14 protein-coding genes and 1 pseudogene are annotated in these 14,350 nt (G+C 53.0%); 13 read left to right on the top strand and 2 right to left on the bottom strand.

The window, feature by feature from the left end; translation table 11 throughout:
• Nucleotides 1–803 precede the first annotated feature (803 nt).
• Nucleotides 804–2,264, top strand: a complete 1,461-nt coding sequence (locus HA43_RS07545; RefSeq protein ID WP_094111333.1) for a glucosyltransferase domain-containing protein — start codon at nt 804–806, stop codon at nt 2,262–2,264.
• A gap of 813 nt (nt 2,265–3,077) precedes the next feature.
• Nucleotides 3,078–3,305 (top strand): hypothetical protein, encoded by a 228-nt coding sequence (locus tag HA43_RS18665; protein ID WP_128083788.1) that lies wholly within the window; start codon nt 3,078–3,080, stop codon nt 3,303–3,305.
• Between the two features lie 735 nt (nt 3,306–4,040).
• Here HA43_RS18665 and HA43_RS18795 read toward each other — a convergent pair.
• A complete protein-coding gene (locus HA43_RS18795) occupies nt 4,041–4,460 on the bottom strand; it encodes a hypothetical protein (protein WP_094111331.1) in 420 nt (139 codons plus the stop codon).
• Between the two features lie 46 nt (nt 4,461–4,506).
• Here HA43_RS18795 and HA43_RS19190 point away from each other — a divergent pair.
• Nucleotides 4,507–4,746: pseudogene (locus HA43_RS19190) on the top strand (site-specific integrase); the annotation flags it as partial.
• Nucleotides 4,747–4,781: 35 nt separating this feature from the next.
• Here HA43_RS19190 and fliE read toward each other — a convergent pair.
• Nucleotides 4,782–5,093 (bottom strand): flagellar hook-basal body complex protein FliE, encoded by a 312-nt coding sequence (gene fliE, locus HA43_RS07525; protein ID WP_039385118.1) that lies wholly within the window; start codon nt 5,091–5,093, stop codon nt 4,782–4,784.
• A 337-nt stretch (nt 5,094–5,430) separates the two neighbouring features.
• Here fliE and fliF point away from each other — a divergent pair, with 337 nt between their 5' ends.
• From fliF to fliO, 10 genes are all read left to right on the top strand, one after another.
• Nucleotides 5,431–7,143 (top strand): flagellar basal-body MS-ring/collar protein FliF, encoded by a 1,713-nt coding sequence (gene fliF, locus HA43_RS07520; RefSeq protein WP_094111330.1) that lies wholly within the window; start codon nt 5,431–5,433, stop codon nt 7,141–7,143.
• Nucleotides 7,140–8,132, top strand: a complete 993-nt coding sequence (gene fliG, locus HA43_RS07515) for a flagellar motor switch protein FliG (RefSeq protein WP_039385125.1) — start codon at nt 7,140–7,142, stop codon at nt 8,130–8,132. Before fliF ends, fliG begins: the two co-directional genes overlap by 4 nt.
• Nucleotides 8,125–8,829, top strand: coding sequence for a flagellar assembly protein FliH (gene fliH, locus HA43_RS07510; RefSeq protein ID WP_094111329.1), 705 nt, complete (start codon nt 8,125–8,127; stop codon nt 8,827–8,829). The genes fliG and fliH overlap by 8 nt, the downstream gene beginning before the upstream one ends.
• Entirely contained in the window at nt 8,829–10,184 is a 1,356-nt protein-coding gene (gene fliI / locus HA43_RS07505; protein ID WP_039385131.1) for a flagellar protein export ATPase FliI, read from the top strand. The genes fliH and fliI overlap by 1 nt, the downstream gene beginning before the upstream one ends.
• A 25-nt stretch (nt 10,185–10,209) precedes the next feature.
• A complete protein-coding gene (gene fliJ / locus HA43_RS07500) occupies nt 10,210–10,653 on the top strand; it encodes a flagellar export protein FliJ (protein WP_039385135.1) in 444 nt (147 codons plus the stop codon).
• On the top strand, nt 10,650–11,924 hold the full coding sequence (locus tag HA43_RS07495) for a flagellar hook-length control protein FliK (protein WP_094111328.1): 1,275 nt from the start codon (nt 10,650–10,652) through the stop codon (nt 11,922–11,924). Before fliJ ends, HA43_RS07495 begins: the two co-directional genes overlap by 4 nt.
• A gap of 129 nt (nt 11,925–12,053) precedes the next feature.
• Nucleotides 12,054–12,539 carry a flagellar basal body-associated protein FliL gene (fliL, locus tag HA43_RS07490; RefSeq protein WP_039385141.1) on the top strand — a complete coding sequence of 162 codons (486 nt, stop codon included), beginning with the start codon at nt 12,054–12,056 and terminating at the stop codon, nt 12,537–12,539.
• A 4-nt stretch (nt 12,540–12,543) separates the two neighbouring features.
• Nucleotides 12,544–13,551, top strand: coding sequence for a flagellar motor switch protein FliM (gene fliM, locus HA43_RS07485; RefSeq protein ID WP_039385143.1), 1,008 nt, complete (start codon nt 12,544–12,546; stop codon nt 13,549–13,551).
• Nucleotides 13,544–13,954, top strand: a complete 411-nt coding sequence (gene fliN, locus HA43_RS07480; RefSeq protein WP_039385146.1) for a flagellar motor switch protein FliN — start codon at nt 13,544–13,546, stop codon at nt 13,952–13,954. Before fliM ends, fliN begins: the two co-directional genes overlap by 8 nt.
• Nucleotides 13,955–13,956: 2 nt before the next feature.
• Nucleotides 13,957–14,349: a flagellar biosynthetic protein FliO gene (gene fliO, locus HA43_RS07475; RefSeq protein WP_039385149.1), complete on the top strand. Its 393-nt coding sequence runs from the start codon at nt 13,957–13,959 to the stop codon at nt 14,347–14,349.
• Nucleotide 14,350: the final 1 nt, after the last annotated feature.

Genomic DNA, 14,350 nt, shown 5'->3' with positions numbered 1-14,350 from the left:
TATTTATTTGCTGCAGCCGACGTGAATGATTACTGTTTAGATGTCCATCCCGTAGTCTGCTCAGATCGGCGCGGTACAGGATTGCCCCGTTGCAGAGCTTTTGCCAAAATTAATTCTTAGTCATGATAGATGCACGGCTGTGTTTCTGGGCTAAGAGACTCATATAACTATCATCCCGTACCTTGCAAGCATGCCGCTCTCACTCAAGCCGCCGGGAAAATATCTTTGCAGCCTTATTGGCTTCTTCATTTAAATCGCTAATTTTTGATCAAAGCACAACGCTATAAGATATGGAGACACAGTCTCTGCGTACGAGCTAAAGGAAAAAAATCAATGTTTGCCACGAAAAGTAGTTTGTACATTGCCTTGTAACCTTGAGGCATCACAGTGCCGGTATAACACACTTAGCCAGCAGTAATGTTTTCACTAAATACTCCTTAGACAGCTATTGCCATATATTTCACTTTGTATAAGATCGGGTAAGTTCATAACTTAAGCTGGACCTTATGCTCAAATTTTTTTCTCGCTCACCTACCCCTGAAGAGAATGCTGTCAGATTTCTGCTAATGTCTCTTGAACAGTTGAGCACATCAAGTTCCTTCTGGAACGAAACCTGTTCATGAAAAACATCCTGTCATTGGTAGACGGTCACGTGGATGTAATTGAATACTCACGTGCTGCGCCCATGGCCGGAACATCAAACTTTAATGACTTGAAGCTGTGTAATCTAGCATCAGAAGGTATTATCAGCTCCTTTACCTCCCCCTTGTGCATGTGGACATGCATTTCCTGTTTGGATAACAATGATGAATGAAATAAAAAATGATCGGTGGCCTATTGTCATAGCGTTAGCAATAGCAATGGCATTTGTTATGCCGTTTTCCATCCACAATATAGATTTTGTAGATGACTGGATTCGGGTTGACACTGGAAACACCGGGTGGGAGGGAAATGGAAGACCCGTCTCATCAATTGTAATGGCCCTTCTTTCCCTGTCTTTAAGCAACTTTTTTGGTGATGGCGTTCTAAAAGATACTTTCCCATTCAACCTATATTTATCGTCAATTTTAATGGTTTCTTCAGGTTACATAATCTGCAAAATGCTTAAAATCAGAAGCAAAGGAATTATGACATTGATGATGATATGTCCTGTTGTAAATCCTTACTGGATAGGAAATATATCTTTCAGGTTCGACTCTCTTGTTATGTCTATGGCATTTATTTTTGCTGTAATGTCAGTAATACTTGTCAATTATAATACCAAACGAATTTTTTTTCTTGCAGTAACCTCAGCTATTATAATGCTGTGCCTATATCAAGCTGCAATTAATGTAATAATTGCATTAGCAACAGTTATTTCTTTGTCTAAAGCTCTTCAAAATGGAACTTTTAGATTAAAAGATACTATCATTTTTCCTTCTATGGCTGTCGTAGTAATCTCCTACGCAATATATAGCATATTAATATACAAATACCTTGAAATATCAGATTACACGAAACTTTCTGGGGAAGTGGTTGGTTTAGGCGCAAATGTATTTAAATCCATATTTTCAAATATATATGAATTATCTAAAGCGATATTCACCATTACTGGTAGCCTTATAGCCTTATCAGTATACGCAATTATTTTTTCATCAATTTATTGTTCGTTTAGACTTCCCACAGAAAATTTCTCAGTGAAAGCTGCATTTTTTATAGGCATTGTACTTGTATTTTTATTTAGCTTTGGCTTTCTATCTTTTTTGAAGCATCCAACCCTATCCTCTAGAGTTTTTCTTTCTTTCTGTTTTGTTCCTTTACTATTATTATTTATATCAGACAGGTGCAACTGCAAGTCGTATTTGATAGTCATACCTTTATTAGTTGCTTCATTTTCTCTTTCCTCAATAGTATCTAACGCAATGGGTGATGTCCAAAGGTACGACAGATTTGTTGCTGAGAGAATAGCAAACAAATTATATGACTATGGCTATAAGAGTGGTGATAACCTGTTCATATCAGGAAAGCCCGGCACTCCACTCATGGTTTCAAGAAACTTTGATTCTCTCCCAATCGTTAGCGAAATGTCGGTTTCTGCTTATGCAAACACAAGGTTTAAGTACAGCTTAATGAGGCAGTACAATATAAATTCGCCTACACCAAACCTTGACATAGCAATAAGAGAAACAAATAATTGCTCAGCTGATAATTTCGTCTTCCATGATAACTTAATATCCATATGCAAGTCATACAAAGGATTTTCTGTTTTGATTGGAGAGATATAACCTATCTGTTTAAAGTAATGAGCGTGTTAATTACAGTTGGAGGGGTATTAATGATACCCTGCCACTTATAGAGCAGAGCTATATAATCAACTGCTTATTACTTCTCAATGTAACAATCGGAATAGATAGCGTCGATGGCTTTGATGGCATAAACACCGCTGAATCAAAAGCTGCTTGTGTGACATGGCAGTTAAATGAAACCCTAGTATTAGTGGTTCCTACCGACACAAAGGCCGTTACCGTTGTCAGTAGATACACCTGATACTGATTGCACAGATATTATTGTATCAGCTATAATACTGCTTTTAACATTATTCCCTGGCACTTAGTCATGAAACGCTATCTCATACACTGGGGAGCTACCAAGTTTTTGTTCCTACCTCAGCATTTTATATTATTTTTTTGATATATCCCCACCCTCAGATATACCTGAGATACGAACATTATAAAAATAATATTTTAACATGCAGCCATATTATTATGCCGATTATTTTTCGTACTTGGTGAGCCTTTGGTATTATACATGCACCCTGTAATATTAACTTTGAATATATTATTTATATCTCCCGTTCCATAAAGCACGGAATGGTAAACACCACGCCTGCCTTTATGCTCCTTTGATGATATTTATATGCCTGCAATAAACTGCAGATTTTTAATTATGCTATCAACCACACCTTGCAGTAAAAACATATCCACCCGCATCCAAAGATGTGTAAAACCACATTTTCTCGGCTTTAATTCTGTTTATAACAGCCCTGTTTTCCCCTGTAAGTTCAATATTATCAGTGTAGCTGCTTAGGGAAACCCCATTTGCCATTAAAATCTTTCGATGTTGGGCTTATCGCAAAAGCTGCTGGCGTATTAGAAAGAACAGAGCCATCAGCAGTTATTTGGCTGACTGTTACGCCCTCAGCAGCCAAGGCCCTGACTGCTGTAATGGGGAAATATGTATTGATCTTGCTCACGGTGATTGTTGCGCCATTGCTGGTAGTTAACGCGCTAACTGGCACAGAGCTATTTATGGTGCCATCGTTTTGAACAATCACGTTCTGGAGCACATTTGCCTTGCAGTAAGCGATTTACCCCTTTCATCCACGTGCTGCACCCATCCTTGCTAATGCCGCCAAACTTGCAGCCAGAGCTGAGTCTGCATTTTTTGTATAGAATTCTTCAGAAATGTGGTAGAAAGAGTTTTCAACACTCCTCTCGCCGTAATCGATAATTCCTGCACCATCAGAGCCTGAAAACATTCCTAGCAGAACATCCGAGTCTTATTTCGGCATGTTATCCAAATAGACTTTAACGCGCCATAGGCATCATAAATCGCCATGCTGAAGTTGCCTTCAGTGGTAGGCTTGAGAATTGGTTGCCCTGCGTAAACGGCATGACCCCCGGCATTTGCCGAGGCTGAATTTGTTTTCTACTCAGGACTCATCTGTCCGTCATAGGCATTTAATAAGGCTCAATTGATAGTTGGCACAGACTGGAGACATTTATGAAAGAAAACCTCATTTCAATAATCAAAGCAGTAATCTTTTGTGCGATGATGCTTCTGCTTGGCCATTTCACGAGCGATGGAACCGATGGTGGTATGAGGGGAATAGTGTTTCTATGCGCAGCGATAATATGCATCATTGTATGGACTGAAATTCTAAAACTGACCAAAAGTTATAAGAAGCCCTGATTTACCCCCTTAGTCCATTTATTGAGATTTTCCCCCGCTTAAGGTTGCTACTACACCGGCAGACATTAGGCGGTTAAAATCCTCAATACCTACTGCGTCCTTGGTTGCTGCCACTGCTTTCCTGTCTGCCAGGAGGCGCCGTTCTGCAGCTTCTCTTGCCGCCTGGCCATATCCGGACCGTGCCGCTTTGGTAGTTTCATTAATTGCCTTTTTGATCGCATACCGCCGCTTCTTATGAAGGATATCTTTGCCACCGCGCTCTTAAGGCCTGCGACAGCAACAGCGCCTGCCATTGTGCCCAAAACCTCGCCACCTGCGCCGTCAACCACTGTGCCTACTGTTGAGTTGGCTACCGCATTTAAAGCGTTTTGCGTTATGCCGGAGGTTCCTGAATCAAAGTCTTTCAGGACGTTTGCTGATCTGCCAGTACGTTCAACATACTGCTGTAGCCTGACGGCAGCATCTATCCAACCATTGAAGCCTGCGAGCAGATAAAGGTCCGGCTGCATGGGCGCCGGCCACTGGTGCAATTAGAGTGCATCAAGATGTACCGGTAAGCGTGCAGGCCTTCGCCACCGTAAGCCATATCAGTCCAGACACACATACGCCTGCTGGTCACTTTATGCAGGGGCAAATCCCAACTTTATCGCTAGTCAGATGGGACACGCTAACGCACAGATGGTTTATCAGGTGTACGGTTCCTGAATAAAAGAAAATGATGAGGCCCAAAGGAGTCTTCTGAACGAAAAACTGAATGGTTTTGTCCCATCACTGTCCCACATTAAAGCCATCTGACCAATAACTATATTTTCATCATATAGTTAACCTGACTAAACCTGCATATTCATAATATCGCTGTACGCACTCACCAGCTTGTTGCGTACCTGGATGCCCATCTGCATAGAGATAGAGGACTTCTGCAGATCGACCATGACGTCGTTGAGCTGCACGCCAGGTTTACCGAGCTCAAAATCCTGCGCCTGCGCGCGGGCGGTGGTCTGGGTTTCACTGATCTTATCGAGTGCCGCTTTCATGGTGGCACCAAAATCGAGCTGGCTGGAGGAGTGAGTATCCTTGCCAGCCGCCTGCAGTGAGGTCATCTGTAGCTGCTGCAGTACGCCATCTATAGCCTGAATTGACATTTTTATACCTCGCAGAGAAAAGGAAGATTTTTTTTCGACTGCAAAGTTAGCACAGTGTCAATAGGACAAAGGCGCTAAATAGCCCCTAAAACCCCGGCTTATTCAGCCATCGAAGTGATGCGATTCATCAATAATGCCTGCCATAAGATTGGAATTTCATTTTTACCCTAAAGTTTTTGCGCCGCGGTCCGAAGGGGAACGCCCGTGCGGGGAGCTCACTCCGTCAGCTACCGCCGGCACTCTGCAGGCCAGCAGCGCAAATACCGGGTAGACGTATCAGGGAGTCTGTTTTGTTACCACAACTTACCCGGTCAATTATGTCAGGCAGGAATCGGTCATGAATGCGAGTGCAGCCGCTACACAGGAATCAGCAAAGAAAGGCATGTCAGACCTTTTCGCCCGCCTGCGCGCTAATCCGCGAATTCCCTTAATCATCGCCGCGGCCGCAGCCATTGCGGTTGTGCTGGCGCTGGTGCTCTGGGCCAAAGCGCCCGACTACCGCGTGCTCTATAACAACCTCTCTGATGAAGATGGTGGCGCCATTGTCACCCAGCTGACGCAGATGAACATCCCCTACCAGTTCGCCGAAAACGGCGGTGCCCTGATGGTGCCGGCTGATAAAGTGCATGAACTGCGCCTGCGCCTCGCGCAGCAGGGTCTGCCGAAAGGCGGCTCGGTAGGTTTTGAGCTGATGGATAAAGAGAAGTTTGGTATCAGCCAGTTCAGCGAGCAGATCAACTACCAGCGTGCGCTGGAAGGTGAGCTGGCACGCACTATCGAAACGCTGGGTCCGGTCAAGGGCGTGCGCGTGCATCTGGCGATGCCGAAACCTACCCTCTTCGTCCGCGAACAGAAAGCGCCGTCGGCTTCAGTGACGCTGACGCTGCAGCCTGGCCGGGCACTGGATGAAGGTCAGATCCAGGCGATTCAGCATATGGTCTCCAGCAGCGTCGCGGGCCTGCCGCCAGGCAACGTCACCGTGGTCGATCAGACCGGTCGCCTGCTGACCCGCTCCGACAGCGAAGGACGCGATCTCAACGACGCCCAGCTGAAATATGCCGCTGAAGTTGAAGCGCGTTATCAGCAGCGTATTGAAGCGATCCTGAACCCGATTGTTGGCCAGGGTAACGTGCATGCACAGGTTACCGCGCAGATTAACTTCGACCGCAGCGAACAGACGGATGAGAAGTATCAGCCAAACGCCAATCCAGACAACTCGGCGGTGCGCTCGCGTCAGACCAGCACCAGCGATCAGAACGGCAGCGCCTATCCGGGTGGCGTGCCTGGTGCACTCTCTAATCAGCCGGCGCCCGCTAACAACGCACCGGTGACGAATCCGCCGCAGCAGAATGCGGCTAATGCCCAGAACAATGCGGCGCAGAATGCCGGTACCACTACCAGCACCGCTGGCCAGAGCAGTGGCCCGAGCAGCTCCAGCCGTAATGATACGGTGAACTATGAGCTCGATCGCTCAATCCGCCACACCAAACTCAACGTTGGCGACGTGCAGCGTCTGTCAGTCGCCGTGGTCGTGAACTACCGCGATGACGGTAAAGGCAAAGCGGTCGCGCTGAACGATCAGCAGATCAAACAGATTGAAGATTTAACCCGTGAAGCGATGGGCTATTCCCAGACGCGCGGCGACAGCATCAATGTGGTGAACTCGGTCTTCAATACCACCGAGCCTGCGGGTGGCGATCTGCCGTTCTGGCAGCAGCAGTCGTTCTTCGATCAGCTAATGAGTGCCGGTCGCTGGCTGCTGGTGGCACTGGTCGCATTCATCCTCTACCGCAAGCTGGTGCGTCCGCAGCTGCTGCGCAAACGCGAAGCGGAACAGGCCGCTGCAGAAGCCGTTGCCGCCCGCGCCGCTGCGCAGGAAGAGCAAGCCGCTTACAGCGTGCAGATTAATAAAGATGAGCTGGATCAGGAGCGGAAGTCTTCTAACCGCATGAGTGCCGAAGTGATGAGCCAGCGCATCCGCGATATGTCTGAAAACGATCCGCGCGTCGTGGCGCTGGTTATCCGTGAATGGATGAGTAACGAACTATGAGTCTGACCGGTACAGAAAAAAGCGCCATCCTGATGATGACTATCGGTGAAGAGCGCGCAGCTGAAGTGTTCAAACACCTGAACCAGCGCGAAGTGCAGCACCTCAGCGCGGCGATGGCCAATATGAAGCAGATATCGCACAAGCAGCTGACGGAAGTCCTGCGCGAATTCGAGGCCGACGCTGAGCAGTTTGCGGCGCTGAGCCTGAACTCCAACGATTACCTGCGCTCGGTACTGGTCAAAGCGCTGGGCGAGGAGCGTGCCTCCAGCCTGCTGGAAGATATTCTGGAAACGCGCGAAACCACCAGCGGTATGGAGACGCTCAACTTTATGGAGCCGCAGGCGGCCGCCGATCTTATCCGCGACGAACATCCGCAGATTATCGCCACTATCCTGGTGCACCTGAAGCGTGGTCAGGCGGCCGATATTCTGGCGCTGTTTGATGAACGCCTGCGTCACGATGTGATGCTGCGTATCGCCACCTTTGGCGGCGTTCAGCCAGCGGCGCTGGCGGAGCTGACCGAAGTGCTGAACAGCCTGCTGGATGGCACCAACCTCAAGCGCGCGAAGATGGGCGGCGTGAGAACCGCGGCCGAGATTATCAACCTGATGAAAACGCAGCAGGAAGAGGCGGTCATCGAAGCCGTACGCGACTTCGACGGCGAGCTGGCGCAGAAAATCATCGACGAGATGTTCCTGTTCGAGAACCTGGTGGAAGTGGACGACCGCAGCATCCAGCGTCTGCTGCAGGAAGTGGAGTCCGAGCAGCTGCTGATTGCGCTGAAAGGTTCCGAGCAGCCGCTGCGCGAGAAGTTCCTCAAGAACATGTCTGCGCGTGCAGCCGATATTCTGCGCGACGACCTGGCCAACCGCGGTCCGGTACGTATGTCTGCGGTAGAGAACGAACAGAAAGCGATTCTGCTGGTCGTGCGCCGTCTGGCAGAAGCGGGCGAAATGGTCATCGGTGCCGGCGAGGAAACCTATGTCTGATGCATTTTCTGCCCGCCCGTGGCAGCGCTGGCTGCCTGACGATCTGGCTGCGCCGCTGAGCGCCGTGCCCGATCTGCCGCCTGCAGAACATGACGCTGACGCCGTGGCGTTCAGCGAAGAGGATGAGCAGCGGCAGCAGCTGGAGCGGATGCAGCAGCAGATGCGCAAAGATGCGCAGACGCAGGGCTACAGCGAAGGCTATCAGAAAGGATTTGCGGAGGCGCAGCAGAATGGCTACGACGCCGGCTTTCAGCAGGGTCTGGCTGACGCACAGCAGCAGCAGGCGCCGCTGCAGGCGCGCATGCAGCAGCTGGTGACGGAGTTCCACCATACGCTGGAAGCGCTGGATAGCGTCATCGCCTCACGGCTGATGCAGCTGGCGCTGGAGGCCGCCCGTACCGTTATCGGTCAGGCGACGCAGGTGGATGGCAGCGCCCTGCTGCGGCAAATCCAGCAGCTGATCCAGCAGGAGCCGATGTTCAGCGGCAAACCGCAGCTGCGCGTGCATCCGGACGATCTGCAGCGCGTGGAGCAGACGCTCGGCCCCACGCTGGATCTGCATGGCTGGCGGCTGCTGGCTGACAGCACGCTGCACCCCGGCGGCTGCAAGCTCAGCGCTGAGGATGGCGATCTCGACGCCAGCGTGGCCACCCGCTGGCAGGAGCTGTGCCGCCTGGCGGCACCGGGAGCACTCTGATGACGTCTCGCCTGTCGCGCTGGCTTGGCGCACTCGACTCTTTTGAACAGCGTATCAGCCAGGTGCAGTCCGTACGGCGCTATGGGCGCCTGACGCGGGCCACCGGCCTGGTGCTGGAAGCGACCGGGCTGCAGCTGCCGCTGGGCGCAACCTGCATTATCGAACGCCATGATAATGGCCATATCACTGAAGTAGAGAGTGAAGTGGTGGGTTTTAACGGACAAAAGCTGTTTCTGATGCCGCTGGAAGAAGTTGACGGCATTTTACCCGGCGCTCGCGTCTATGCGCGAATGAACGGCGATCACAGCGGCAAACAGCTGCTGCTGGGACCGGAGCTGCTGGGTCGCGTGCTGGACGGCAGCGGCAAGCCGCTGGATGGACTGCCCGCACCGGAAACCGGCTATCGCGCACCGCTGATCACCCCGCACTTTAACCCGCTGCAGCGCACGCCTATTCATGACGTGCTCGACACCGGGGTGCGTGCCATTAACGCCCTGCTGACGGTGGGACGCGGTCAGCGTATGGGCCTGTTTGCCGGTTCCGGCGTGGGCAAATCGGTGCTGCTCGGCATGATGGCGCGCTATACCAAAGCTGATGTGATCGTGGTCGGCCTGATTGGCGAGCGCGGTCGCGAAGTTAAAGAGTTTATCGAAAATATTCTGGGGGCCGAAGGCCGCGCCCGCTCGGTGGTGATCGCCGCGCCGGCCGATGTCTCTCCGCTGCTGCGCATGCAGGGTGCCGCCTACGCCACGCGCATTGCGGAGGATTTCCGCGATCGCGGCCAGCACGTGCTGCTGATCATGGACTCGCTGACGCGCTATGCGATGGCGCAGCGTGAAATTGCGCTGGCCATTGGTGAGCCACCGGCAACCAAAGGTTATCCCCCTTCCGTATTCGCCAAGCTGCCGGCGCTGGTGGAACGGGCGGGTAACGGCATCGACGGCGGCGGTTCAATCACGGCGTTTTACACCGTACTGACCGAGGGTGACGACCAGCAGGATCCGATCGCTGACTCCGCGCGCGCCATTCTGGACGGCCACATCGTTCTGTCGCGCCGGCTGGCGGAAGCGGGCCACTACCCGGCAATCGATATCGAAGCGTCAATCAGTCGCGTAATGACGTCGCTGATTGATGAAACGCATTACGCCCGGGTGCGGCAGTTTAAGCAGCTGCTGTCGAGCTATCAGCGTAACCGCGACCTGGTGAGCGTCGGCGCCTATGCCGCCGGCAGCGATCCGATGCTGGATCGGGCCATTACGCTCTATCCGCAGATGGAAGCGTTTCTGCATCAGGGAATTTTTGAACGCAGTGAATACGATGACGCCTGCCTGCACCTGCAGACGCTGTTTGGTTAACGTGGTTATCAGACGAGGCTAGCCAATGAAAACCGCCAGTGCAATTGACACCCTGCGCGACCTGGCAGAACAGGATCTGGATGACGCTGTGCTCCATCTGGGCAACATGCGGCGCGGCCAGCAGCAGGCCAATGAGCAGCTCAGCATGCTGCTGGACTATCTGGATGAGTATCGCAACAAGCTCAATCAGGATATGTCCGGCGGTATTACCAGCATGCGCTGGAGTAACTATCACCAGTTTATCCAGACGCTGGAAAAAGCGATTGACCAGCATCGCCAGCAGCTGAGCCAGTGGGATCAGCGTACTGAACAGGCGCTGGGCAGCTGGCGGGAAAAGCACAAGAAACTCAATGCCTATCAGATGCTGATTACCCGCGCTGAGGAGAGTGCATTGCGTCAGGAAAACCGTCTCGATCAGAAACGAATGGATGAATTTGCCCAACGGGCCGCACTGAGGAAAAGCGAATGACTACGCTGCAAGCCCTGCTTACGCATACTGCAAAAGTCGCTAAAACAGCTGCCGCAACTGATGCAGCGCCAGAGAGCCAGGCAACGGGTGACGGCCTGCCGTCCCACTTTATCACCGAGCTGGGAAATCAGCTGCTGGCGCTGGCTAAACAGCAGGGAAAACTGCAGCCGGGTGAAACCCGTGACGCAGGCGACGTTGCCGGTAATGACGATAAAGCGTCACTGAGTAACCTGCTGCAGGCACTGGACAAACCAGACGCCTTAAATGCACTTTTCCAGCCGGCGGGATCTAAAGCCGGGCTTAAATCCGCCGATGATAGTGATGAGCATGCCGTAACGCCGTTAAGCGCCAGCGACTTACAGAATGTGCAGGCGCTGTTTGCCATGCTGCCGGCGATGGTGGAAAACCGGCCGCTGCTGGCTTCGGGCACGCCGCCACAGGCAGCAACTGATGCAGCCGCAGGCACGCCGCTGAACGCGGCGCTGAGCGGTGCGCTGCTGACGGGCACCGAACCGGCAACTGAGCAGGCGGAGACGGCGACACCACACATCCGCAGTCAGGATACGTCAGCGCTTACCACGCGCGCTGATGGCCTGGCCGCCGGCAGCCACGGCAGCACGGCGCCCGCCAGCAGCGCTGCACTGACGCTGGATGAGAGTTTCCGGCAGATGCTGGGGGGACTCAGTAAAAGCGATGAGCGGCAGGCGCTGTCAGCCGGGCAGGAACAGCCAGCAGCCCATCTCAGCGCTATGTTCAGCAGCAGCGCGCCGGTTAATACCGCCAGCGCCAGCCTGCAGGGCACCCCGTCAACGCCGATGCTGAATGCGCAGCTTGGCAGTCAGGAGTGGCAGCAGGCGCTGGGGCAGCAGATTGTAATGTTCAGCCGCAACGGGCAGCAGAACGCTGAACTGCGGCTGCATCCGGAAGATTTAGGCGCGCTGCAGATCAGCCTCACCATGGATAAGGACCAGGCGCAGCTGACGCTGGTCTCAGGCCACAGCCATGTCAGGGCGGCGCTGGAAGCTGCCCTGCCGCAGCTGCGCAGTGCCCTGGCGGAGAGCGGCATCAACCTGGGCCAGAGCCAGGTGAGCAGCGACGCATTTGCCCAGAGCCAGCAGCAGCACGCCGGACAGCAGGAGAATCAGCGCGATGGTCAGTATGGCCGCTTTACTCAGGCGCTGGAGAGTGACAGTGAGATAACGCCTCTGGCCGTTCCGGCGGCCCTGCAGGCGCGCGCCGCCGGCAGCGGTGGCGTCGATATTTTTGCCTGACAGCAGCTAAACGCTGAAGGTAAGCGTAAAACCCGCGTCTTTTCTTCCCATTGTTTGACTTAAGACGCGGGATAATCTGTTCAGGCAAGCCGAGAGGCTTGCCCATAATTCACAGGAAGTACTGCAAACATGTCTGATAACGCGAAAGCAAAAGGCCGCAAACGTTCATTACTGATTCCGGTGTTACTGATTGTAACGCTGGCCGCTTGCAGCGTAGCAGGCTATGCAGTCTGGCGAATGATGAATAAACACGAGGGTGACAAACCGGAAGCCGCGAAAGTTGAGCCACCGCCCGCCCCCGTCTTTTTTGCAATGGATACGTTTACGGTTAACCTGGTCAATCCTGACAACGATCCCGATCGCGTGCTGTACGTAGGCTTTACCCTGCGTCTGCCGGATGAGGATACCCGTCGCCGGTTGAACGATTACCTGCCGGAAGTGCGCAGCCGTCTGCTGCTGCTGCTGTCGCGTCAGAACGCGGCGCAGCTGGCAACCGAACAGGGCAAACAGGCCCTGGTCGGACAGATTAAACAGGTGATGGCGCCGCCGCTGGTAACCGGACAACCTGCACAGGTGGTCAGTGATGTGCTGTTTACCGCCTTCATTTTGAGGTGATTTAATGGGCGATAGCATTCTCTCCCAGGCTGAAATTGACGCGCTGCTTAACGGCGACAGTGACAGCGCGGAAGTAGAGAAAATTTCCACCGGGAGCGATGGCGACATTCGCCCTTACGACCCCAATACCCAGCGTCGTGTGGTACGTGAGCGGCTGCAGGCGCTGGAGATCATCAATGAACGTTTTGCGCGCCATTTTCGTATGGCGCTGTTTAACCTGCTGCGCCGCAGCCCGGATATCAGCGTAGGGGCGATAAAAATTCAGCCCTACCACGAGTTTGCCCGCAATCTGCCGGTGCCAACCAACCTGAACCTGATCCATCTGCAGCCGCTGCGCGGCACGGCGCTGGTCGTGTTCTCGCCAAGCCTGGTGTTTATCGCCGTGGATAACCTGTTTGGTGGCGACGGGCGCTTTCCGACCAAAGTTGAGGGGCGCGAGTTTACCCATACTGAACAGCGCGTGATCCGCCGCATGCTGAAGCTGGCGCTGGATGGCTACAGCGACGCGTGGAAAGCGATCTACCCGCTGGAAGTGGAGTATGTCCGTTCAGAGATGCAGGTGAAGTTTACCAACATCACCACCTCACCTAACGATATTGTCGTTAACACCCCTTTTCAGGTGGAGATTGGCAACCTGGTCGGTGAGTTTAACATCTGTATTCCGTTTTCCATGATTGAGCCGCTGCGCGAGCTGCTGGTCAATCCACCGCTGGAGAACTCCCGCCAGGAGGATACGCACTGGCGCGACAATCTGGTGAAGCAGGTGCAGCACTCTGAGCTGGAGCTGATTGCACATTTTGCCGAAACCTCAATGCGCCTGTCGCGCATTTTGCAGCTTAAACCCGGCGATGTACTGCCAATTGAAAAGCCGGATCGCATCATTGCCCATGTGGATGGCGTTCCGGTGCTGACCAGCCAGTACGGCATGCTGAATGGCCAGTATGCGCTGCGCGTTGAACATCTGATTAACCCGATTTTGAATTCGCTGAATGAGGAACAGCCCAATGAGTGACAGCAAAAACCCGTCCGACGATATCTCCGCGGACGATCTGTGGGCTGAAGCAATGAACGAGCAGACCAGCAGCGGCAGCGCACCGGCCGCCAGTGAAAACGTGTTTAAAGCGTTTGAGAGTGCTGGCGCCAGCGGTGCCATGCAGGATATCGATCTGATCATGGATATCCCGGTCAAACTCACCGTTGAACTGGGCCGTACCAAAATGACAATCAAAGAGCTGCTGCGTCTGACGCAGGGTTCTGTGGTGTCGCTGGATGGTCTCGCCGGTGAACCGCTGGATATTCTGATCAACGGCTATCTGATTGCGCAGGGTGAAGTCGTGGTCGTGAATGATAAATATGGCGTGCGTATCACCGATATCATTACGCCTTCTGAACGCATGCGTCGTCTGAGCCGCTGATCATGCAAAACAGCGCACAAACCCTGCAGCCAGCGCACGCGCAGCCGGTGGTCTCTACCGGCTCCGTAGTGAGTCAGGTCGGCACTATGCTGGCGGTGATTGTTCTGCTGATCCTGGCCTGCGGCTGGCTGGCGAAGCGCATGGGCTTTGCGCCAAAAACGGTTAATGCACAGGCGCTGAAAGTCAGCGCCAGCGTACAGGTCGGGCGTCAGGAGCGGGTGGTGATCGTTGAAACCGCCGATGCGCGCCTGGTGCTGGGGGTAACAGCGCAGCAGATCACCCATCTGCACTCGCTGCCGCCGCTGCCGCCTGAAGAACACCCGCAGGCTCAGCCTGTACCGCAGGATTTTCGTCAGATCCTCCACAACCTGGTTAAACGTCCCGGAAAACCTTAAT

This window comes from Pantoea eucrina (genome assembly GCF_002095385.1).
GTDB classification, from domain to species: Bacteria; Pseudomonadota; Gammaproteobacteria; order Enterobacterales; family Enterobacteriaceae; genus Pantoea; species Pantoea eucrina.
Note: the sequence above shows the minus strand (reverse complement) of the source record. Positions and strands in the feature narration are given on the sequence as shown.

Bases quoted from the DNA above. Each gene is read 5' to 3' on its own strand.
- fliN (WP_039385146.1), top strand. From the start codon at position 13,544: ATGAGTGACAGCAAAAACCCGTCCGACGATATCTCCGCGGACGATCTG.
- fliF (WP_094111330.1), top strand. From the start codon at position 5,431: ATGAATGCGAGTGCAGCCGCTACACAGGAATCAGCAAAGAAAGGCATG.
- fliI (WP_039385131.1), top strand. From the start codon at position 8,829: ATGACGTCTCGCCTGTCGCGCTGGCTTGGCGCACTCGACTCTTTTGAA.
- fliE (WP_039385118.1), bottom strand. From the start codon at position 5,093: ATGTCAATTCAGGCTATAGATGGCGTACTGCAGCAGCTACAGATGACC.
- fliJ (WP_039385135.1), top strand. From the start codon at position 10,210: ATGAAAACCGCCAGTGCAATTGACACCCTGCGCGACCTGGCAGAACAG.
- fliO (WP_039385149.1), top strand. From the start codon at position 13,957: ATGCAAAACAGCGCACAAACCCTGCAGCCAGCGCACGCGCAGCCGGTG.
- fliM (WP_039385143.1), top strand. From the start codon at position 12,544: ATGGGCGATAGCATTCTCTCCCAGGCTGAAATTGACGCGCTGCTTAAC.
- fliL (WP_039385141.1), top strand. From the start codon at position 12,054: ATGTCTGATAACGCGAAAGCAAAAGGCCGCAAACGTTCATTACTGATT.
- fliH (WP_094111329.1), top strand. From the start codon at position 8,125: ATGTCTGATGCATTTTCTGCCCGCCCGTGGCAGCGCTGGCTGCCTGAC.
- HA43_RS07545 (WP_094111333.1), top strand. From the start codon at position 804: ATGATGAATGAAATAAAAAATGATCGGTGGCCTATTGTCATAGCGTTA.
- fliG (WP_039385125.1), top strand. From the start codon at position 7,140: ATGAGTCTGACCGGTACAGAAAAAAGCGCCATCCTGATGATGACTATC.
- HA43_RS07495 (WP_094111328.1), top strand. From the start codon at position 10,650: ATGACTACGCTGCAAGCCCTGCTTACGCATACTGCAAAAGTCGCTAAA.
- HA43_RS18795 (WP_094111331.1), bottom strand. From the start codon at position 4,460: ATGCAGCCGGACCTTTATCTGCTCGCAGGCTTCAATGGTTGGATAGAT.